This is a genomic window from Kitasatospora sp. NPDC032121, from assembly GCF_055580145.1.
In genome coordinates this window covers 454,468-474,893 of sequence record NZ_JBVILX010000005.1, presented here as the reverse complement: position 1 = coordinate 474,893, position 20,426 = coordinate 454,468, and the positions used below count along the sequence as shown (strand labels likewise).

The 20,426-nt window shown below is 72.5% G+C and carries 16 protein-coding genes; 5 read left to right on the top strand and 11 right to left on the bottom strand.

What is annotated here, in order from left to right:
• Positions 1–116 precede the first annotated feature (116 nt).
• From ACZ5OX_RS18005 to ACZ5OX_RS17960, 10 genes are all read right to left on the bottom strand, one after another.
• Positions 117–479: a YciI family protein gene (locus ACZ5OX_RS18005; RefSeq protein WP_449790546.1), complete on the bottom strand. Its 363-nt coding sequence runs from the start codon at positions 477–479 to the stop codon at positions 117–119.
• 273 nt (positions 480–752) lie between these two features.
• Positions 753–1,469, bottom strand: a complete 717-nt coding sequence (locus tag ACZ5OX_RS18000) for a DUF2306 domain-containing protein (protein WP_465630869.1) — start codon at positions 1,467–1,469, stop codon at positions 753–755.
• Positions 1,470–1,507: 38 nt separating this feature from the next.
• A complete protein-coding gene (locus ACZ5OX_RS17995) occupies positions 1,508–2,281 on the bottom strand; it encodes an SDR family oxidoreductase (protein WP_465630867.1) in 774 nt (257 codons plus the stop codon).
• Positions 2,274–3,827, bottom strand: coding sequence for an FAD-binding oxidoreductase (locus ACZ5OX_RS17990; RefSeq protein WP_465630865.1), 1,554 nt, complete (start codon positions 3,825–3,827; stop codon positions 2,274–2,276). The genes ACZ5OX_RS17995 and ACZ5OX_RS17990 overlap by 8 nt, the downstream gene beginning before the upstream one ends.
• 176 nt (positions 3,828–4,003) lie before the next feature.
• Positions 4,004–5,518, bottom strand: coding sequence for a class I SAM-dependent methyltransferase (locus ACZ5OX_RS17985; RefSeq protein WP_465630864.1), 1,515 nt, complete (start codon positions 5,516–5,518; stop codon positions 4,004–4,006).
• Complete coding sequence (locus tag ACZ5OX_RS17980; RefSeq protein WP_465630862.1) at positions 5,515–6,378, bottom strand: class I SAM-dependent methyltransferase; 864 nt, start codon at positions 6,376–6,378, stop codon at positions 5,515–5,517. Before ACZ5OX_RS17980 ends, ACZ5OX_RS17985 begins: the two co-directional genes overlap by 4 nt.
• Positions 6,368–7,450 carry a 4-hydroxyphenylpyruvate dioxygenase gene (hppD, locus tag ACZ5OX_RS17975; RefSeq protein WP_465630860.1) on the bottom strand — a complete coding sequence of 361 codons (1,083 nt, stop codon included), beginning with the start codon at positions 7,448–7,450 and terminating at the stop codon, positions 6,368–6,370. Before hppD ends, ACZ5OX_RS17980 begins: the two co-directional genes overlap by 11 nt.
• A gap of 15 nt (positions 7,451–7,465) precedes the next feature.
• Positions 7,466–7,687: an MbtH family protein gene (locus ACZ5OX_RS17970; RefSeq protein WP_449790539.1), complete on the bottom strand. Its 222-nt coding sequence runs from the start codon at positions 7,685–7,687 to the stop codon at positions 7,466–7,468.
• Positions 7,684–9,438 carry an amino acid adenylation domain-containing protein gene (locus ACZ5OX_RS17965; RefSeq protein WP_465630858.1) on the bottom strand — a complete coding sequence of 585 codons (1,755 nt, stop codon included), beginning with the start codon at positions 9,436–9,438 and terminating at the stop codon, positions 7,684–7,686. The genes ACZ5OX_RS17970 and ACZ5OX_RS17965 overlap by 4 nt, the downstream gene beginning before the upstream one ends.
• 49 nt (positions 9,439–9,487) lie before the next feature.
• Positions 9,488–11,062: a 4-hydroxyphenylacetate 3-hydroxylase family protein gene (locus tag ACZ5OX_RS17960; RefSeq protein ID WP_449790537.1), complete on the bottom strand. Its 1,575-nt coding sequence runs from the start codon at positions 11,060–11,062 to the stop codon at positions 9,488–9,490.
• Positions 11,063–11,262: 200 nt separating this feature from the next.
• On the opposite strand from ACZ5OX_RS17960, the gene ACZ5OX_RS17955 reads away from it, so the two are divergent.
• Entirely contained in the window at positions 11,263–12,600 is a 1,338-nt protein-coding gene (locus ACZ5OX_RS17955) for an extracellular solute-binding protein (protein WP_465630856.1), read from the top strand.
• 64 nt (positions 12,601–12,664) lie between these two features.
• Here the strand turns inward: ACZ5OX_RS17955 and ACZ5OX_RS17950 are convergent, their stop codons facing one another.
• Entirely contained in the window at positions 12,665–14,053 is a 1,389-nt protein-coding gene (locus ACZ5OX_RS17950; protein ID WP_465630854.1) for a condensation domain-containing protein, read from the bottom strand.
• Between the two features lie 193 nt (positions 14,054–14,246).
• On the opposite strand from ACZ5OX_RS17950, the gene ACZ5OX_RS17945 reads away from it, so the two are divergent.
• From ACZ5OX_RS17945 to ACZ5OX_RS17930, 4 genes are all read left to right on the top strand, one after another.
• Entirely contained in the window at positions 14,247–15,488 is a 1,242-nt protein-coding gene (locus ACZ5OX_RS17945) for an acyl-CoA dehydrogenase family protein (RefSeq protein WP_465630852.1), read from the top strand.
• Between the two features lie 42 nt (positions 15,489–15,530).
• The gene (locus tag ACZ5OX_RS17940) at positions 15,531–16,907 is read left to right on the top strand and encodes an FAD-binding oxidoreductase (RefSeq protein WP_465630851.1); all 1,377 of its coding nucleotides are present in this window, start codon (positions 15,531–15,533) and stop codon (positions 16,905–16,907) included.
• Between the two features lie 411 nt (positions 16,908–17,318).
• Positions 17,319–19,301, top strand: a complete 1,983-nt coding sequence (locus ACZ5OX_RS17935) for an FG-GAP repeat domain-containing protein (protein ID WP_465630849.1) — start codon at positions 17,319–17,321, stop codon at positions 19,299–19,301.
• Positions 19,298–20,305 (top strand): enediyne biosynthesis protein, encoded by a 1,008-nt coding sequence (locus ACZ5OX_RS17930; protein ID WP_465630847.1) that lies wholly within the window; start codon positions 19,298–19,300, stop codon positions 20,303–20,305. Before ACZ5OX_RS17935 ends, ACZ5OX_RS17930 begins: the two co-directional genes overlap by 4 nt.
• Positions 20,306–20,426: the final 121 nt, after the last annotated feature.

Below are 20,426 nucleotides of genomic sequence, written 5' to 3'. Positions count from 1 at the left end.
CCCCCCCCCCCCCCCCCCCCCCCCCCCCCCCCCCCCCCCCCCCCCCCCCCCCCCCCCCCCCCCCCCCCCCCCCCCCCCCCCCCCCCCCGCCGCCGTTTCCGCGGGGTGCTACCCGATCACATCTCCAGGCCCTGCTCGAACATCACCTGACGGACCTCGATGCCGGTGTGCTTGGCGTCCGGGATCATCCCGGCCAGCTCGATCGCGCGCTCCCGGGTCTCGACGTCGACCAGGTAGAAGCCGCAGACGAACTCCTTGTTCTCCAGGTACGGGCCGTCGCTCAGCGCCGGGGCGCCGTCACGGACCTTGACGGTCGTGCTCTTCTCGGGCTCCGCCAGCGCCTGGGTGTGGACGAGCTCGCCGGACTCCCGGAGGAGCTTCATGAAGTCGCCGTGGCCGGCGTAGACCGCCTGCTTCTCGTCCTCGGGCAGGCCCTCCCACAGCACGGGGTTCATGTGCATCGTCAGCATGTACTTCATGACTGTCTCTCCTTGGGGGTGGCGCCCCGGGCGCTTCCCGGGGCTTCCACCGGAGACGTCGGAGCCGGCGGCCCGTTCTCGACATCCCCGGTCGTGCGTACAGGACGAATCCCAGGCCGGACGGCCTGCGGGCGCTCCCCGGCGGTTCGGCGGCGGTTCGGCGGCGGTCCGGCGGGCCCGGGCCGGCCGGGGCCGGGGCCGCCGGGGCCGCCGGGGCCGCACACGCCGGCGGCCGGCCGTGGTGTCCCACGGCCGGCCGCTCGGTTCTCGACGTCAGCGCACCAGCCGGGCGGCCCGCGGGGCCGTCCGCTCGAGCCACCAGTGGGCGACCAGCAGGTTGAACACCCAGCCCGCCCAGTTGGCCAGGTCGAGGAGGGTCATGATGTCGATCCGGAAGCCCGGGACGTGCAGCATCAGTTCGGCCAGCACCCGGCCCCAGGTGGTGCCGAGGGCCAGCGCGAAGCTGTAGACCATCCACCGCCGGTGGTCGACGAACCGGCGCTGGAGCGCCGCCCGGAGCCCGAGCAGGGTGGTGCCCAGCCAGAGCACCGCCATCATGGCCAGCCCGGTCTTGCCGGACGGCGCCGCGGAGTACGGCACCAGCACCAGCGCGAGCACCCCGCTGGGCAGCGCTCCGGCGAAGATGTACACCCGGCCGCTCATCCGGTGCACGGCCGGGTGGTGGCGGCGGATCCACGGCAGGACCTGGAGGAGGACCGTCACCAGCGAGATGTTGCCGAGGACGACGTGCGCTACCAGGACCGCGTAGTGCGCCGGGAAGCCCGGATCGAGCGGGATCCGGGCCTGATGGCTGTCCCCCGACAGGTAGCGCGGGAAGGCGTACAGCAGGTTGAACACCACGACGGCGGCCAGTGCCGCCGCCCACGGGCTCTGCCACCAGCTCGTCGCGGCCGTGGCCGGTTCCGTGCCGGGTCTCGCCCGCCGTGGTCCGGTGGCCAGCGCACCGGTCTGCTCCGTGTTCTCTGTCACCGCTGGTCCTCAGCTTCCGTGTCGTCGTCCTGACGGGTTCAGTGGTGGTATTCGCCGGCGTTGACGTCCAGGCAGTGCCCGGTGACGGCGCGCGCCAGCGGGGAGACGAGGAAGAGCACCGCGTCGGCGACCTCGTCCGGCTCGGGCAGCCGGCCGAGGTCCAGGGTGGCGGCGATCTCGTCGTAGACGTCCTGGACGGTGACCCCGCGCTGCGCGGCGACGTGCCCGAAGCCCTCGCGCAGCGCGTCCGCCCAGATGTAGCCGGGGGCGACGGTGTTCACCCGGACGCCCCGCGGGCCGAGTTCGGTGGCCAGGCTCTGCGCCAGCGACAGCAGGGCGGCCTTGCTCATCTTGTAGGCGCCGAACGGCCGCTTGGAGTGCCGGATCACCGCCGAGTTGATCATGACGACCGATCCCCGGTTCTCCGCCAGCGCGGGCGCGAACAGCCGGGTGAGCCGCAGCGCGGCGTACACGTTGGTCTCGAACCCGGCGCGCACGTCCGCGAGGTCGACCTCGCCGAGGTCGACCATCGGCGGCACCGCGAAGGCGTTGTTGACCAGCGCGTCGACCCGGCCGAAGGCCTCCGTCGCGGCCTTGACCAGCGCGGCGGCCGACGACTCGTCGGTGATGTCGGTCGGCACCGCCAGCGCCCGGCGCCCGGTCCGCTCGACCTCCGCGGCGATCTCGGCGAGCCGGGACTCGGTCCGGGCGGCGAGCACGACGTCCGCGCCCGACCGCGCGGACCGCAGGGCGATCGCCCGCCCGAGGCCGGGGCCGACCCCCGAGACCACGACGACCTTGTTCTCAAGCATCCTGATCCTCCTTCACATGAGCCTCGCCGCCGGGGAGTTCGACCGACAGGGCGTGACGGAACACGTTCCCGGGGTCGTACGTCCGCTTGACCTGCTGCAGGCGCGGGTAGTTGCCGCCGTAGTAGAGCGTCGACCAGGGCACCCCCGAGGTGTTCCAGGCCGGGTCGGCCAGGTCGCGGTCGGGGTAGCCGATGTAGGTGCCGTCGCTGTTCTCGTCGGGCACCGGGACGCCGCCGCTCGGGGCGTACGCGTCGCGGTAGAACGCCCGGACCCAGGCGATGTTGGCCTCGTCCTGGTCCTCGGACTGCCAGATGCCGGCGCAGTAGAGGACCTTCAGGACCGAGTCGCGCTGGACGGCGGCGGTGGCGTCGGGGGCGACGGTGTTGACCTTCCCGCCGAAGCCCGCGACCACGATGCACGACATCGGGTTGGTGTGCTCCGGATCGCTCAGGTAGCGCCAGATCACCCCGAGTTGGTGATCGGTGAACCCCTTGCGCAGATAGCCCGCCTTGTCCTTGTAGCGCCCCTTCGGGTCGCTCGGGAAGCTGTACGAGGGCAACCAGGAGCTGAACCAGGGGACGACCTCGGCGGTGTGCACCACCGGCTCCACGCCGACCCCGGCGGACACGGACTCGAAGTGCTCGGCGAACACCTTCTCGGCGTCCGGCCCGTCGTGGTCGATCACCACCGTCATCCCGAACATCCCGGAGTTGCGGTGGGTGACGATCAGGTTGCTCCACAGACCGGCCGCCGGGGAGTCGGCGTCGTCGTTGTTCTCGTACCAGGTGGCGTAGTTGCGCAGCAGCGTGGTCAGGGACCGCTCGGTCATCCCGTCCCAGGGCCACATCACCGTCCGCTTCCAGACCCGGGCCGGCGCCTTGGGCAGCAGCCCGGCCGGGTCGTCGGTGTCCGCCCCCGGGGTGCGCAGCCAGTACCTGGTCACCACGCCGAAGTTGCCGCCGCCACCACCGGTGTGGGCCCACCAGAGGTCCCGGTGCGGGTCGTCGGGCTCGGACGTGGCCACCACGGCCCCGGCCCGGCCGGACTCGTCGACCACCACGACCTCGACGGCGTACAGGTGGTCGACGATCAGGCCGTCCCGGCGCGAGAGGGGGCCGTAGCCGCCGACCGGGAAGTGGCCGCCGACGCCCACCTCGAAGCCGGTGCCGCCCGGGATCGTCACCCCCCAGCGCTTGAACAGGGTGCGGTAGACGTCACCCAGCAGGGCGCCGGCCCCGACCTCGATCGCGCGGCGCGCGGGGTCGTGGGCGATGCGGTTCAGCTCGGACAGGTCCAGCAGGATCTCGATCTCGGGCGAGGTGGTGAAGTTCTCGAAGCAGTGACCGCCGCTGCGGACCGCGATCCGCTTGCCCGCCGCCACCGCCTCGCCGACGGCCGCCACCACCTCCTCGGTGGTGGTCACCAGGCGCACCTCGTCGGGGCGTCCGACGAAGCGGTGGTTGTAGCCCTGCACGAGGTTCTCGTACCTCGGGTCCCCGGGCCTGATCACCGCCGGGCCGGTCGGATCAACGGTCTTGTCGGTCATGCTCGTTCGTCCCTCCGTGTTCCTGCGCCGCAGAGACGTTCGCACGGCACGGCCGGGCGCCACATCTCGCGGATTGCGGTGTGATCGGGCGGGTCTGGTCGGGTGGGTCCGGTCGGGCGGGTCCGACCGGGCGCCGGGATCGGGCGCCGCGGTCGGGGAGCGGTCGGGCGCCGGGATCAGGCGGCGCGTTCGGCGGTGATGACCGCGAAGGTGCCGGGGGTGTACTGGTCCCGGACGGTCAGGCCGGCGGCCGCCAGCCAGGCGCGCAGGTCGGCGAGCGCGAACAGCGGCATGCCGTCCGGGAAGCCGGGCCCCCGGAAGGTGCCCTGGAAGTGGCGGTCGACCGGGTCGTCGGCCTGGAGGAAGGTGAGCAGGGTGAAGCTGCCGCCGGGCCGCAGGCAGCGGCCGACCTCGGCGATCACCCCGGCCGGGTCCGGCATCGCCTGGAGGGCGTTCCAGCAGTTGACCGCGCCCAGCGTGGCGTCGCCGAACGGCAGCGCCTGCGCGCTCGCCCGGAGCGCGGGGACCTCCGGCAGCCGTCCGCTCAGCCAGGTGAGCATGGCCGGGTTGAGGTCCAGCGCGATCAGCCGCTCGGTGCCCACGGCCTCGGCCAGCACGGCGGTCCACCGGCCGGCTCCCGCGGCCAGGTCGAGCACCGGCCCGTCGACCGGGGCGGTGTGCGCGGCGATGTAGCGGTCCTCGTCGGCCGGCGTCACCTGGCCGCCGAAGTTGCCGCCCATCAGCCGCAGGAAGGCCGGTCGCAGCACGGTCTCGTAGTGCAGCCCGATGTTGCGCATGGCGGCGGCGTTCTGGAGGACGTCCTTGGGGTCCGAGGGCTCGCTGCGCTCGAACAGGTCCAGGTGGCCCGCGGCGGAGGAGTACGCGGCGGCGCAGTCGGCGCAGCGGGCGCCGCCGGGGGAGACGTCCAGGCGGCCGGTGCAGGCCGGGCAGCGCAGCACCTCGGCGTGGCGGGTGAGGTCGGCGGTGCCGACGGCGTCGGCCGACAGCGCGGTGGTCCGGTGCGGGCTGGTGTCGGCGACCACCTCGGTGGTGCCGTGGCGCAGCGCCCAGTACGCCTTGGCGCCGGAGTAGCCGATCAGCATCCGGGTGTCGCCGTCCCAGGTGGCGGCGAGCTGCGCGGGGGAGAGCGCGTCGACCCAGGAGCGGTCGAAGGCGCGCTCGGCCTCGCTGAGCACCCACTCGGCCGGCGAGGGCCAGACCCGGCCCAGGACGGCGGTGGCCGGATCCAGCGGCCGCAGCACCCGGTCGAGCCGGCTGAGGTCGTCCTGGGAAGGCTCCAGCGGTTCGACGGCCGCCAGGATGCGGTCGCGGTCGGCGGGGAAGTGCGAGAGCAGGTACAGCAGGGCGAGGGTGCGCCCGGGGTGGGCCCCGCGGTCCGCGAGCAGTTCGAGGAACCGGTCCAGCTCCTTGCCGATCGGCTCGGCCGACTCGCCTCCCACGGAGGGCGGTTCGGCGCCGGCCAGCAGGCCGAGCAGCAGGACCAGCCAGCCCTGGCGCTCGGGCGGGGCCTGGTCCAGTGCGGTCAGCAGCGCCGGCACGGCGGCCGGGGCGAGGTCGCTCGCCCGGCCGTCCTGCCACAGCGCGGCCACCAGGTGCCGGAAGGCGGCGTCGCGCTGTTCGGCGCCGGCCGTCGTGAAGGCGGTCAGCAACTCCACGGGGGTCTGGGTCATCGGGGTGTCCTGTTCGGGCTCTGGCCGGCGGCTTCGGTCATCGAGCGGGCCAGGGCGAGGGCGTCCTCGCGGACCTGGCCGCCGAGGCGCGGGCGCTGACCGGTGTCGGAGTACTGCCGGGGCCGGCTGCCGCTGGTGCGGCGCAGCACGGTCATGCTGTTCTGGCGCAGCTTGCGGCTCTCCAGCAGGTTCAGCATCTCGAACTCGCCGGGGGCCAGCCGCTGGGTCTCGGCGATGTAGTCGAGGATCGCCTCGCCCTCGGGGTAGGTCATCAGGTAGTGCATGACGACGATCCCGCCGTCCGGATCGATCAACTCCCAGAAGTTCTCGAAGAAGTAGAGGCAGTCCCAGGCGTCGACCCAGGCGAAGTCGATCGGCCGGAACTCCTCGGGGAGGCGTCCGACGGCCCCGCGCATGTCGGAGTTGACCACGGTGACCCGCTCGGCGAAGCCGAGTTCGTCCAGCACCTCCGTCACCAGCGGGGCCGAGGAGCCGCTGTCCGAGAGGTCGTCGATCGCCACGAACCGCGGCTCGTACGGCTCGCGGTAGCCGGCCGGCAGCAGCAGCGCGGGCTCGCTGTCGATCCACGCCTCGTCCAGCTCCCGGCCGTCCGCGAGGTACGGCCGGGTCTTGCGGACCAGCGCGGCGGCCTCGGCCGCGGCCAACTCCTCGGCCTCGGCCAGGGCCTTCGCCAGGAACGGCGTGGTGTACCCCATGCCGACCTCCAGCACCCGGCGGGGCCGGGCCAGGTGGATCAGGTGGGAGAGCAGCGGCGCCACCACCTCGGTGCCCATGCCGGGCACCCGCAGCCGCTCCACGGCCGCCCGGAACCGGTCGTCGAAGATCCCGTCACGCGCCATCGGCCACACCCCTGCCCTTCTGGTACTCGATGGCCTGGTACAGCGCCTTGATGTTGCCGCTGCCGAACGAGCGGGCCCCCATCCGCTCGATGACCTCCAGGAAGAGGGTGCCGCGCGGGTGCACGGACTTGGTGAAGATCTGGAACAGCTGCCCGTCGTGGTCCTGGTCGATCAGGATGTTCAGCCGCTCCAGGTCCGCCACGGAGTGCCGCAGCGGAGTGAGGCGGCCGGAGAGCAGCCGGTAGTACGCCTCCGGGGTGCCCAGGAACTCCACGCCCCGGGCGGCGATCGCGTCGACCGACCCGACGATGTCGTCCGTGGTGAAGGCGATGTGCTGCACCCCGGGCCCGCCGTGGTCCTTCAGGAACTCGTCCAGGTGGCCGGTGACCTGGGCCTGGTCCGGTTCGATCAGGGTGAAGGTGACGGTGCCGTTCTGCACCACCTTGGTGATCATCACCTGCCCGTTGACCTTGATCCGCTCCGTGAAGATCAGCTCGAAGTCGAGCACCTCCCGGTAGAAGGCGACCGTCGCGTCGATCTGCCCGGGCTCGACGCAGATCGCGAAGTGGTCGACCTCCCGCAGGCCGAAGTCCGGTGCGGCCGGGTCGGTGGCGACCGGCGCCAGCCCGGGCAGCGGCCGCTCGTCGGCCGGGGCCGGCCGCTGGACGAAGGTGTGGGCGATGTCGCCGACGCCCATGATGGTCGCGGTGACCAGCTCGCCGTGCGCGGCCGGCCCGGCGACGGGCCGGGCGCCGCGCCGGACGGCCTCCGTGAAGGCGGCCCGGGCGTCCGGGACGCGCAGCGCGATGTCGGCGACTCCGTCACCGTGCTTCTCCACGTACGCCGCTCCCGGGTGGTCGCCCGGCAGCGGCTGGCTGAGCACCACCCGGATGCCGTTGCGGCCGAGCGCCACCGAGCGGAGGTCCGGCGCCTGCGGGGCCGAACCCGCGTACACTTCCAGGCCGTAACCCCGGACCAGCCACTCGGTGGTGGCGGCGAGGTCGGCGACGTAGCAGGCGATGTGGTCGACGAGCATGCCGCCGAAGGTCTCCTGACCCGCGTCGAGGCTCATGTTCCAGACTCCTCGTCAGTCGTCGGGCTGCCCGAGGGGGCGCCCGGTGAGGCTCTTCGGCCTCAGATCGGTCCAGTGCTCGTTCACGTACGCGAGGGCGGCGGTCCGGTCGACCGGACCGTGCTCGGCCGTCCAGCCCGCCGGAACCCCGGCGGCGGCCGGCCAGAGCGAGAACTGGCCCCGCGCGTTCACCAGGACGGTGAACCGGCCGTCCTCGGCGTCGAAGGGACTGGTCATCCCCGCTCTCCTTCCGGTCGGTCCAGCAGGCTCTCCAGCGCGGCCACCGAGGGCACGTCGAAGAACTGGGTGACGGTGAGCCGGACGTCCAGCGCCGCCCGGATCCGGCTGACCAGCCGCATCGCGTCCAGGGACTGGCCGCCCACCTCGAAGAAGCTGTCGTCGATGCCGACCTCCGGCACCCCGAGCACCTCGGCGAACAGGGCGCACAGCTGCCGCTGGCGCTCGGTCGCCGGCGCCCGGCGGGCCGAGTCGGTCACCGGTTCGGGCAGCGCCCGCCGGTCCAGCTTGCCGTTGGGGGTCAGCGGGAGGGCCGGCACGCTCACGAAGGCCGTCGGCACCATGTACGCCGGCAGCTGCGCCACCGCGTGCGCCCGCAGCGCGCCCGCCTCGACCCCGTCGGACTCCGGGACGTAGTAGGCGATCAGGCGCTTCTCCCCGGACTCCGACTCCCGTGCCACGACGGCGACATGGGCCAGACCGGGGTGGCGCGCCAGTGCCGCCTCCACCTCGGCGGGCTCGATCCGGAAGCCCATCACCTTGAGCTGGTCGTTGGCCCGGCCGAGGTACTCCAGCAGGCCGTCCCGGTCGACCCGGACCAGGTCCCCGGTGCGGTACATCCGCTCGCCCGGCGCGTCGAAGGGGTTGGCCACGAAGCGTTCGGCGGTCAGGTCGGGCCGGTTGAAGTAGCCGCGGGCCAGGCCGCGTCCGGCGATGTGCAGCTCGCCCACCCCGCCGGCCGGCACCGGCCGCAGCTCGGCGTCCAGGACGTGCAGCCGGACGCCGTCCATCGGCCGGCCGACGCCCACCGGGCCGTCGGCCACGTAGGGGGCGGTCATCGCCGCGCTGGTGCTGAACAGCGTGGCCTCGGTCGCGCCGTACATCGCCCGCACCACCAGGCCGGGGTTGTGCTCCAGCACCCGCTGGACGGCCGAGGGGGCGATGACGTCGCCGCCGGTGAGCACCTCGCGCACGCCGGCCAGGCAGCCCGGGTCCTCCTCGGCGAGCACCCGGAACAGGCCCGCGGTCAGGTGGATGCCGGTGATCCGCTCCTCGGCGATCAGCCGGCGCAGGGCGTGCACGTCGAGGTCGCCGGGCGGGGCCACCACGATCCGCCCGCCGTGCAGCAGTGGCACCCAGAACTCGTAGGTGGAGACGTTGAAGGCGTACGGCGCCACCATCAGCACCCGCTCGTGCCGGCCCTGCGACCAGATCGAGTCCAGGGCCAGGCCGAGCGCGTCCCGGTGCGCGACCGCGACGCCCTTCGGCTCCCCGGTGGAGCCCGAGGTGTGGATCACGTAGGCGAGCGCGTCCGGCCCGACCGGGACGGCCGGGTCCGTCGCGGGGTGGTCGGCGAGGCCCTTCTCGCCCTCGACGACGACCACCTCGGCGACGTCCGGCAGGCCGCGCCCGCGCATCGCCTCGTCGGTCAGCAGCACCGGCGCCGCGCAGTGCTCCACGATCCACTGCTTGCGCGCCAGGGGGTAGGCGCTGTGCAGCGGGAGGTAGCAGCCGCCGGCCTTGAGTACGGCCAGCACCGCCACCACCAGGTCCGCGGAGCGCTCCATCAGCACCGCGACCGGCGACTCGGCCCGCACGCCGAGGTCCCGCAGCCGGTGCGCCAGCCGGTTCGCCCGCTCGTCCAACTCGCGGTAGCTGAGCCGGACTTCACCGGACGATACGGCGATCGCGTCCGGTGTCCGCAGCGCCTGTTGTGTGAAATGCCCCTGAAGGGAAGGGGAAGCCACCATGCCCTCCGATCCTCATCGATTGGTTGTCGGCCGGTCGTCGGCGTCCGGATCAGCTGTCGAGCAGCCCGTGGACGGAATCGCTCAGGTCGGCGAAGGAGGACAGATCGGGCACGGTCCACCCGTTCAGGTCGTACTCCGCCAGGCACTCGTCGACCAGGCCCTTGTAGGCGTCCAGCTGGCCGTTGGCGAGCTGGGCGAAGAGCAGCTCGATCCGGGTGTTCTCGTGACTGCCCGCGTAGTTGCGCTCGTAGAGCTCGTGGCGGCCGCCGAACTCGCTGCCGACGGCGTCCCAGAGCAGCTTCATCACCTTGACCCGCTCGACCGCGTCGACACCGCCGGAGCCGCGCAGGAACCGGTCCAGGTAGGGCCGGATCCCCGGGTTGTCGAAGTCCTTGGCGCTGGAGTTCACGTAGATCAGCCCGCTGGCCACGTCCTGGAGCACGATCTCCCTGATCCGCGGGTAGCCCGTCTGCATGAACCACCGGTAGGCCAGGCCGTACTGGGAGTTGGGCAGCACCGCGCCGTTGTGCCAGGCGACCGGGTTGCGGGCGGCCGCGTCGGACAGCCCCCAGAACAGGTTGCGCCAGGCCAGCACCTCGCCGAGCCGGCTCTGCACCCCGCGGAAGTCACCGGTGCCGGTGATGTCCAGGGCCTTGGCCAGCAGCCCGGCGATGAACTCCAGCTTCACCGCGAGCCGGGTGCAGCCGTGGAAGGTGAACCGCTCGATGAAGCCGGACTGCCCGGTGAACATCCGGATCTTCTCCGGCTGGCCGTAGACGAAGACGTTCTCCCACGGGATGAGCACCTTGTCGAGCACCAGGATGGTGTCGTTCTCGTCCAGCCGGGAGGAGAGCGGGTGGTCGAAGGGGCTGCCCATCGCCGCCGCCGTCGCGGTGTACGACGGGCGGCAGATCAGCTTCATCCCGGGCGCGTCCATCGGCACGGTGGCCACCAGCGCGAAGGTGCGGTCCTTGATCGGCAGGCCGTAGTGCGCGATGAAGTTGTAGTGCGTCAGCGCGGAGCCGGTGGCGACCACCTTCGCGCCGGACACCACCAGGCCGGCGTCCGTCTCCTTCTCCGCGTGGATGAAGACGTCCTTCACCTGGTCCGGCGGCAGGGAGCGGTCGACCGGCGGGTGCACGATCGCGTGGTTCCAGTACAGCACCTTCTCCTGCGACTCGGCGTACCAGCGCCGGGCGTTGTCCGCGAACGGCTCGTAGAAGTCCGCGTTCGCGCCCAGGGTGCCGAGGAAGGACGCCTTGTAGTCGGGGCTGCGGCCCATCCAGCCGTAGCTCATCCGCGCCCAGGCGGCGATCGCCTGCTGGTCGGCGACCAGGTCCTCCGCGCTGCGCGGAGTGGTGAAGAAGCGGTGGGTGTAGCCCTCGCCGCCGCTGTCGACCGGTGCGGTCAGCACCGGCCGGTGTCGCGGATCGTGCAGGGCGTCGTAGAGCCGCGCGGTCATCCGGACCGGGTTGTGGAACGCCGGGTGGGCGGTGACGTCCTTGACCCGGTCGCCGTAGAGGTAGATCTCCCGGTCGTCGCGAAGGCTCTCGATGTACTCCGCCCCGGTCAGCGGGCGGCTGCCGCGCGCATCTCCGGCGGTGGTCTCGCGGGCTTCGGCCATCAGACGCCTCTCCTTGCTGCCAGTTCACCGGACGAACCGAGCCTGACAGTTCCGCATGGCCGGCCGCTTCTCCCGACGTGCGCTCGCGCCGGACCGGGCCGCGAGGGGCCGCGCAGTCAGCACGAGCGGAGATGCCCGGGGCCCGCCACCCCCGGAGCATGAGCATCTGGATTGCCCGGCCTGCCAGGAAGGATTCCGGAATGAGCAAGCGGATCGACCTCGACATCGTGGTGCCGCTCTACCCGTTGATGCCCTACTTCCAAGACCGGACCAGGGAGTTGGCGGAGAAGTTCACGGCCAACCACCCCGAGTACCGGATCCGGGTCACCGGCGTGGACTGGCTGTCGGTTCCGCAGACCATCCACGACGCCGCCCTGAAGGGCGAGGCGCCGACCATCGCGCAGTACTTCTACACCTCGACCCGGGACGCCCTCGACGCCCGACGGCCCGACGGCTCACCGCTGTTCACCTCGGTCGAGCGGGCGATCGCCGGCCGCACCGAGATCCTCGGCGAGCCGGTCGTGCTCGACGACGTCGAACCCGCCGCCCGGCACTTCTACACCTACGACGGCGCGGTCGCGGCCATGCCGCCGCTCACCTCGACCACCCTGCTCTACGCCAACACCACCCTGCTGGAGCGGGCCGGGATCACCGAGGTCCCGCTGACCTGGGCCGGCATCGAGGCCGCCTGCCGGGCCGTCACCGCGCTCCCGGACGGGCCGGCCCACGGGATCACCTGGCCCAATCACGGCTGGTGGTTCCAGCAGTCCGTGGCCCAGCAGGGCGCGCTGCTCGCCGACCGGGACAACGGCCGCTCCGGCCGCGCCGAGAAGCTGTACCTCGACTCGGACGCGATGCTCGCCTACGTCGAGTGGTGGCGGGGGCTGCACCGGGCGGGCCTGTACCGCTACCACCCGAGCCGGGTGAACACCGAGGTCGACTGGAACCGCAACTTCCGCGCCTTCGCCGACCAGGAGGTCGCCTTCGTCCTCACCACCTCGGTCGAGGCGGCCCGGATGGCCCAGGCCGGCCACGACGGCGGCTTCGTCGCCCGGGCCTGCCGGATGCCGTACAACGACCGGGTGCCGTACGCGGGCAACGTGATCGGCGGGGACGCGCTCTGGCTGGCGTCCGGGCTGGACGAGGAGACCGAGGACGGCGCCCTGGCCTTCATGCAGTACCTGAACGCGCCGCGGACCGCCGCCGAGCGGCACCGGGAGACCGGGTTCATCCCGGTCACCGGCGGGGCGATCGAACTGCTGGAGCAGGAGGGCTGGTTCCACCGCAACCCGCACTTCCGCACGGCGCTGGACCAGCTCGCCGCCAACTCCGGCTCGCCGGCCGCCCGGGGCGCGCTGCTCGGCGAGTTCGCCGCGATCCAGAACGTCCTGACCACCGCCATGCACGACGTCCTGGCCACCGACGTGGACCCGCGGGAGCGCTTCGCCCGGGCGAACGCCGAGGCCCAGCTGCTGCTGGACCGGTACAACGACGCCTACCGGGGCCTGCGCCCCCGCGGCCCGATCCGGGTCGGCTGAGCGGGCCGGTCGACGAAGGGGGCCGGCGGTTCCGCGGGGAGCGCAACCGCCGGCCCCGGCGTACTCAGGAGTTCCCGGCACCGAGCTCCAGCGGCGCGTCCGGCGCGCCGACCAGCTCCCGCAGCACCTCGCGGAAGCGGTCCACCTGCTCCGCCACGGTGCTCTCGTCGTAGAGGTTGCTGTTGTACTGGATGCCGGCGACCACGTCACCGGCCGGGTCCAGGTTGAGCGTCCACAGCGCGCCGTTGGGCACGTCCGAGCCCACCGGCTGCGAGGTGAGCCGGCGGCGCACCTCGGTGAACTCCAGGTCCCCGATCAGCTCGCCGTCCAGCAGGAACGGGAACGGGAAGACCTGGAAGACGCAGGCCGCCCGCTCGTCCTCCAGCGTCGGCAGCATCAACTCCGGCGCCTGGGCGAGGATCTGGCCGAACGGGATGTCATGGGCGTACGCCTCCAGGCTGGTGGTGCGGATCCTGGTGACCACCTCGGCGAAGTCGCGGGCCCCGGCGAGCTCCGTGCACAGCGGGAGGAAGTTGAAGAACGGCCCGACCGTGTGGTGGAAGCGGTCCTCGCCGCGGCCCGGCGAGAAGGTCGGCACCACCATCCGGGTCGTCCCGGTGGAGCGCGCGACCATCACCGCGAACGCGCCCATCAGCACCATGAACGGCGTGCTGCGCAGCGCCCGGCCGATCTCCACGGCCCGGGTGGTCAGGTCCGCGTCGACGGTGAAGCGGTACACGGCGGTGGACTCCGGCAGGCCGGAGGACTTCGGCCGGTCGGTGGGCACCGAGAGGATCCGGGCGCCGGCGAGCTGCTTGCGCCAGAACGCGCGCGACTCCTCCAGCGCCGGGTTCTCGGCGAACTCCCGCTGCCACTGCGAGAACTCACGGTACGGCAGGGCGGTCGGCAGCTCGGGCAGGCGGTGCCCGCGGCGCTCGGCGTAGCGGACGGCGAGGTCGCGGATGATCAGCCGGACCGACCATCCGTCGGCCGCGGTGTGGTGGACGACCAGCGCCAGGATCGCGTCCTCCTCGTCGAAGCGAAGCAAGGTGGCCTTCAGCAGCGGGAGTTCGCGCGCGCTGATGGTGCCCGACTCGACCTCGGTGATCAGCTCCTCCACCGCCTGCTCGCGGGCCCGGGCGTCCGCTCCGGGCAGCTCCCGCAGCTCCAGCGGGACCGGGGTGGGCGGGTGGACCTCCTGGTACCGCTCGCCGTCGCCCCGGACGATGGCCGTGCGCAGGGCCTCGTGCCGGACCACCACGTCGTCCAGGGCCAGTTGCAGCGTCGCGGCGTCGACCTTCCCGCGCAGGCGCCAGCCGTGCACGATGTGGAAGTGCGGGCCGAACGGTCCCTCCTCGTCGCCGCGGTCGAAACCGCAGAGGAATTCCTGGTTGAAGGAGAGCTGCGTCCTGCTCTCCGGTGCGTTCGACTGCGGCTTTCCATCGGAGATCACGGGGAATTCCTCTCGCTGGTTCCGGGGCGAATTCGCCCCGGAACCGTAGCAACGGCCCCGCCGCCGTGGTTCTTCGATCGTGCTGGCAATCAGGGAGATGCGCCCCGCCCCCGCCGCGGGCGACAGTGGCCGGGAAATGTCCGCCCGGCCCCGGGCGGAACGCCCGCGCCAACCGTAGAGGAGCCGCGCCGCAATGACGGTCGCCACGAATGCCGCAGGGTCCGGCTCGCCGCAGCCGCCCGAACCCGGTCTGACGCCGAAGGAGGTCATCGCCAGGGCCGAGGCCATCGCGCCGCTCCTGGTGGCCCGGCAGGCCGAGACCGAACAGCGCACGTACTACGCCCAGGACACCCACGAGGCGTTCGCGGAGGCCGGCTTCTACCGGATCCTCGTCCCCAAGCGGTACGGCGGCTACGAGTTCGGCATCGACACCTTCCTGCGGGTCGCGATGACGCTCGCCCGCGGCTGCCCGTCGACCGGCTGGATGTACTGCCTCGGCGCCACCCACGCCCTGCCCGCGGCCTCGCTGTTCGGCGAGCGGGCGCAGGCCGAGATCTTCGCCGGAGGCGACTTCATCTGCCCGGCCACCATCGTGCCGAACGGCCGGGCCGAGCGGGCGCGGGACGGCGGCTGGCGCATCGACGGCACCTGGAACTACTGCTCGGGCTCGCCGTACGCCACGCACTTCATGGGGCACGTCCCGGTGCCCGGCGAGGACGGCGAGCCGCCGGCGCCGATGCTCTTCGTCGCCTCGCGCTCCCGGTTCCGCCGGCTCGACGACTGGGGCGGCCAGCTGGGCCTCAAGGGCAGCGGCTCGCACAGCATCGTGATCGAGGACGGTCTGGTCCCGGACCACCTGACGCTGCCGCGCACCCACATGAGCGAGGTCCTCGTCGACGGCGGCACCCCCGGCTACCGGCTGCACGGCAACCCGGAGTACGGCGGCGGTTCGCTCAGCTTCATGGTGCTGGAGGTCGCCTCGCTCGCCGTGGGCATGGCCCAGGGCGCGCTGGACGCCTACGGGGAGCTGATGCAGTCCCGCACGACGCTCTTCCCGCCCGTGGTCACCCGCGCCGAGGACCCGGACTACCAGTTCTGGTACGGCGAGGCGGCCGGCATGATCGCCACCGCCGAGGCCGCCGTGCTGCACGCCGTCACCCAGTGGCAGGACCTCTGTGCCCAGGGGCCCGGCGCCTTCACCCGGGAGCACGACCTGCGCCTCGCCACCATCTGCCGCGAGGTGATCCGGCTGTGCTGGCACGCCGTGGAGGGGCAGCTGTTCCCGACGGCGGGGTCGAGCGCGGTGCGCCAGGGCGAGCGGATCGAGCGGGTCTGGCGCGACCTGTCCACCCTGCACAGCCACTCCGGGATCGGGGTCTTCCTGTCCGCGGTGACGACCCGGGAGCTCGCCCGTGCGCGGTTCGGTGTCAAGTAGCCCGTCGAGTCGAGTAGCCCGTCGAGCCGAGGAGTTCGTGTCATGACCGAGACCGATCCGGTCGTCTCGCTGCCCGGGGAGCGCGCCTACGCCGCCGCGACCGCCGTGTTCAACCTGGCCGCTCCGGTCCGGCCCGCGGCGGCGGTGACCGTCCGCACCGTCGAACAGGTCCAGGCGGCGCTGCGGCACGCCCACCGCGCGGGGCGGTGGGTCCGGGTGCACACCACCGGGCACGCCTCCTCCTCGGCCCGGCCGATGGACGACGCCCTGCTGATCCGCACCGAGCCCGCCGGGCCGGTCGTGGTCGACCCGGTGGCCCGCACCGCCCGCGTCCCGGCGGGAACGCGCTGGGGCGCGGTGGTCGAGGCCGCCGCCGAGCACGGCCTGGCCGCGCCGCACGGCACCTCGCCCACCGTCGGGGTGGTCGGGTACCTGCTGCGCGGCGGGATCAGCTTCTACGGCCGCCGGGCCGGGCTCGCCGTGAACAGCGTCCGGGCCATCGAACTCGTCACCCCGGACGGCGAGTTCCGCCGCGTCTCGGCGATCGCAGACCCGGAGCTGTTCTGGGCCCTGCGCGGCGGCGGGGGAGGGCTGGGCGTCGTCACCGCGGTCGAGCTCGCGCTCTTCCCGGCGGCCCGGGTGGTCACCGGCGCGGCCTTCTGGCCCGCCGCGTACGGCCCCGAGCTGCTGTCCCGCTGGCTGCGCTGGACCGGGGACGCGCCCGAGGCCGTCACCACCGCGTTCCGGGTGATGAACCTGCCGGCCGTGCCGGAGATCCCGCCGGTGCTGACCGGCGGCCCGGTGATCTGCCTGGCCGGCGTGGTGCTCAGCCCGACCGAGGACGGCCTGGAGACCGCCGAGCGCCGGGCCGCGGACCTGCTCGGGCCGCTGCGGGCGGTCCGCGAGCCGGTGCTGGACACCTGGTGCACCACCACCCCGCCGGCCGTGGTCCGCACGCACATGGACCCGACCGACCCGGTGCCGGTGCTCGGGGACCACCTGCTGCTCTCCGACCTCGGCCCGGACGGCGCCGAGACCTTCCTCAAGGTGCTCGGCGAGGGCTCGGGATCCCCGCTGGTCAACGCCGAACTCCGACAGCTCGGCGGCGCCCTGGCGGTGCCCGACCCGAACGGCGGGGCGCTCAGCCACCTCGACGCGGCCTTCGCGTTCACGGCCGGCGGGCTGGCCGTCGACCAGGTCACCACGGCGGCGGTCCGGGCGCACTGCGCCGAGGTCCGCTCCGCCCTGACGCCCTGGGACACCGGCCGGACCGCGCCGACCCTGGTCGAGCGGCTGGAGCAGCCGCAGGGGCACCTGTCCGCGGCCGCCGTCGCGCGGCTGGACCGGGTGCGCCACCGGGTGGACCCGGCCGGGTGGCTGCGCCACGACGTCCCGCCCGGGTCCTCCGACCGCTACTGACCCGCCCCGCCCCCGCCGCCGCCCGGCGGCACCGCACCGCACGCACCCGCCGAAGCGCCCTCCGGAGCACCTCCGGAGGGCGCTTCGGCGTTCCCCCGGCCGCCGCGGCGGAACACCGGCGCCCGGCCGGCGGGAAGTCGTGCCCACCGATTTCCGGCGCCGCCCGGATTCCCCCGTTCGGAAAAGTCTTGGCAAAGCCGGTATGGGTTCGGTGAGCAATGTGAGAGATGCCCCCGGGGGTGCCCGGCGTCCATGCTCGTGGGGTAGACCTGCGAGTGAAGTGGATTCACCGTCGCATTTCGGGAACGCGGATCCAGGGCCCCGGGACTTCTTCCTCCCGCCGGAGTCGGTCGCGTCAGTGCACTCGATGCGAAAGCAGGGTCGTACACGATCTGCCGAGAGGGGAATTCGGTGACATACCATGAACGATTCCGCAGACTGGTACCCGGCCTGGTGGTGATCCTGGTGGCCGCCTCGCTGTTCTTCGCGGCGCGGAGCTCGGTCGCGGTGGCCGGAGCGGAACAGGTCGCGAAGCAGTACGGCTTCAAGGAGATGCCCATCGCGATGCCGCCCGGTTACGACCAGCGGCCGATGAGGACCGTGCGGAACGTCAACCCGGCCTACCAGAAGATCCGTTCGTGGATCTCCTCGGTCGGGGCCAGCATCGCGATCAACGACCTCACCGGGCACGGCGTGGCCGACAGCATGTGCATCGTCGACACCAGGACCGACAGCGTGGTCGTGACGTACACGCCGACCGCCCGGCCGGCCGACCGCTTCACGCCCTTCGTGCTGGACGGCAAGCCGCTGCCGATGGACGACACCATGGCGCCCACCGGCTGCACGCCCGGCGACTTCAACGGCGACGGCCGGATGGACCTCCTGGTGACGTACTGGGGCCGCACGCCGATCCTGTTCATGGCCAGGTCGGACGCCACGACCCCGGCCGCGAGCTCCTACGTGCCGCGCGAGCTGGTGCCCTCGGAGTCGCTGGACGGGAAGTACCACGGCCCGCGCTGGAACACCGACGCGGACTACGTCGCCGACCTCGACGGCAGCGGACGCCCGTCGATCGTGATCGGCAACTACTTCCCCGACTCCGACGTGCTCGACCCGAACGGCCTGAAGAACGTCGTGATGAACGATTCGCTGTCCAGCGCCAGGAACGCCGGCGGCGACCACGTCCTGCGCTGGCAGCAGAGCACCTCGGGCCCCGAGCCCACGGTGTCGTACGTGGAGGAGAAGGGCGCGATCCCCTTCGACGCCTCGACCGGCTGGACACTGGCGATCTCCGGCGCCGACCTGACCGGCGACGGACTGCCCGAGATGTACATCGCCAACGACTTCGGCCACGGGCACCTGATGTACAACAGGTCGACGCCCGGGCACATCCGGTTCACCGAGGCCACGGGCGAGCGCACACCGAGCACCCCCAAGTCCTTCGTCCTGGGCAACGGCTCGTTCAAGGGCATGGGCGTCGACTTCGGCGACCTCGGCCGCAACGGCAACTTCGACATGATGGTCAGCAACATCGCCGTCGCCTGGGGCCTGGAGGAGAGCAACTTCGTCTGGATCAACAAGGCGAAGGACGAGGCCGACATGAAGGCCAAACTCGCCGACGGCGTCGCACCGTTCACCCAGGAGGCCCAGGAGCACGGCATGGCCTGGAGCGGGTGGGGCTGGGACGCCAAGATGGGCGACTTCCTCAACAACGGCGACCTCAACGTCCTCCAGGCGACCGGCTTCGTGAAGGGGAAGATCAACCGCTGGCCGTGGCTGCAGGAGATGGCCATGACCAACGACGACCTGCTCTCCAACCCCGCGATGTGGCCCAACGTCCAGCCGGGCGACGACATCGCCGGGGACGAGGCGATCGCCTTCTACGCCAAGACCCCCGACGGCCCGTACGTGAACATCAGCTCCGAGCTGGGCATCGCCGTGCCGACACCCACCCGCGGCCTCGCCACCGGCGACACCACCGGGACCGGCCGGCTGGACTTCGCCGTCGCCCGCCAGTGGGGGCCGCCCGCCTTCTACGCCAACACCGCGCCCAGCGTGGGCAACCAGCTGAACCTGCGGCTCTACCGGCCGACCGCCGAGGGCGGGGCGGGCCAGGGCCTGGTGAACAGCGGAGCGCCCGCGTACAACGCCACCGTGTGCGTCATGACCCCGGACGGCCGCACCCAGATCTCCCAGCTCGACGGCGGCGGCGGCCACGGCGGCTACCGCAGCTTCGACGTGCGCTTCGGCCTCGGCTCCCAGCAGGGCCCGGTCACCGTCAAGCTGACGTGGCGGGACGCGAGCGGCGGGCTGCACGAGAAGACCGAGCAGATCGACCCCGGCACCCACACCCTCATGCTGACCAGCGACGTCCAGGAGGTCCCGAACCGATGAGCGCGACCGCGCAACCCGTTCCCGGCGGCGCCCCGGCGGCCGCGCCGGCCGCCCCCGCGAAACCGAAGGACCCCCGCTACCTGGCCCTGCGGAACTTCGCCATCTCCATCAGCGTGTTCAACGCCTTCGGCTACACCCTGCTCGGCTTCGAGCAGCCCTGGCTCTGGCCGTTCATCGCGGTGGTCACCGCCTACACCTGCGAGATCTGCTTCGAGCTGATCAGCGCCTGGGCGCAGCGGCGCGCGCCGCGCTTCCGCGGCCGCGGGGCGCGCGGGCTCTACGAGTTCCTGCTGCCGGCCCACATCACGGCGCTCGCGGTCAACATGCTGACGTACGGCAACAACCAGCTGCTGCCGATGTTCTTCGGGGTGGTCATCGGCGTCGGCGGCAAGCACGCCCTCCAGGCGCCGATCGCGGGCCGGATGCGGCACTACATGAACCCGTCCAACTTCGGGATCACGATGTCGCTGCTGTGCTTCGGCACCTGGTTCAGCATCTCGCCGCCGTACCAGTTCACCGAGAACGCGAACACCTTCTTCCGCGTGATGATCCCGCTGATCATCGCCACCGCGGGAACGGTGATCAACGCCCTGCTCACCAAGCGCACGCCGCTGATCGTCGGCTGGCTCGGCGCGTTCGCCATCCAGGCGTTCGTCCGGCACTGGATCTGGGACGTCGCGCTGTACTCCGCGCTCGGCGCGATGACCGGCGTCGCCTTCGTGCTGTTCACCAACTACATGATCAGCGACCCGGGCACCACGCCGATGAAGGCCAAGGCGCAGTTCATGTTCGGCTCCTCGGTCGCCATGGTCTACGGGGTGCTGATGGTGTTCAACGTGGTCTACACGCTGTTCTACGCCACCACCATCGTCTGCGCCCTGCGCGGGATCGGGTGGTGGGTCGCGCACCTGATCCAGAAGTCCCGGCAGGCCAAGGCCGCCGGGGCGGGCGCCCCGGAGGGGACGGCCGCGCAGCCGCAGCAGGTCGGTGCGGTCGCGGCCTGAGACACCGCGGGTGGCACCACGACGGCGGTGGGGGGGGGGGGGGGGGGGGGGGGGGGGGGACGGGGGGGGGGGGGGGGGGGGGGGGGGGGGGGGGGGGGGGGGGAGGGGTGGTGGGGGGGGG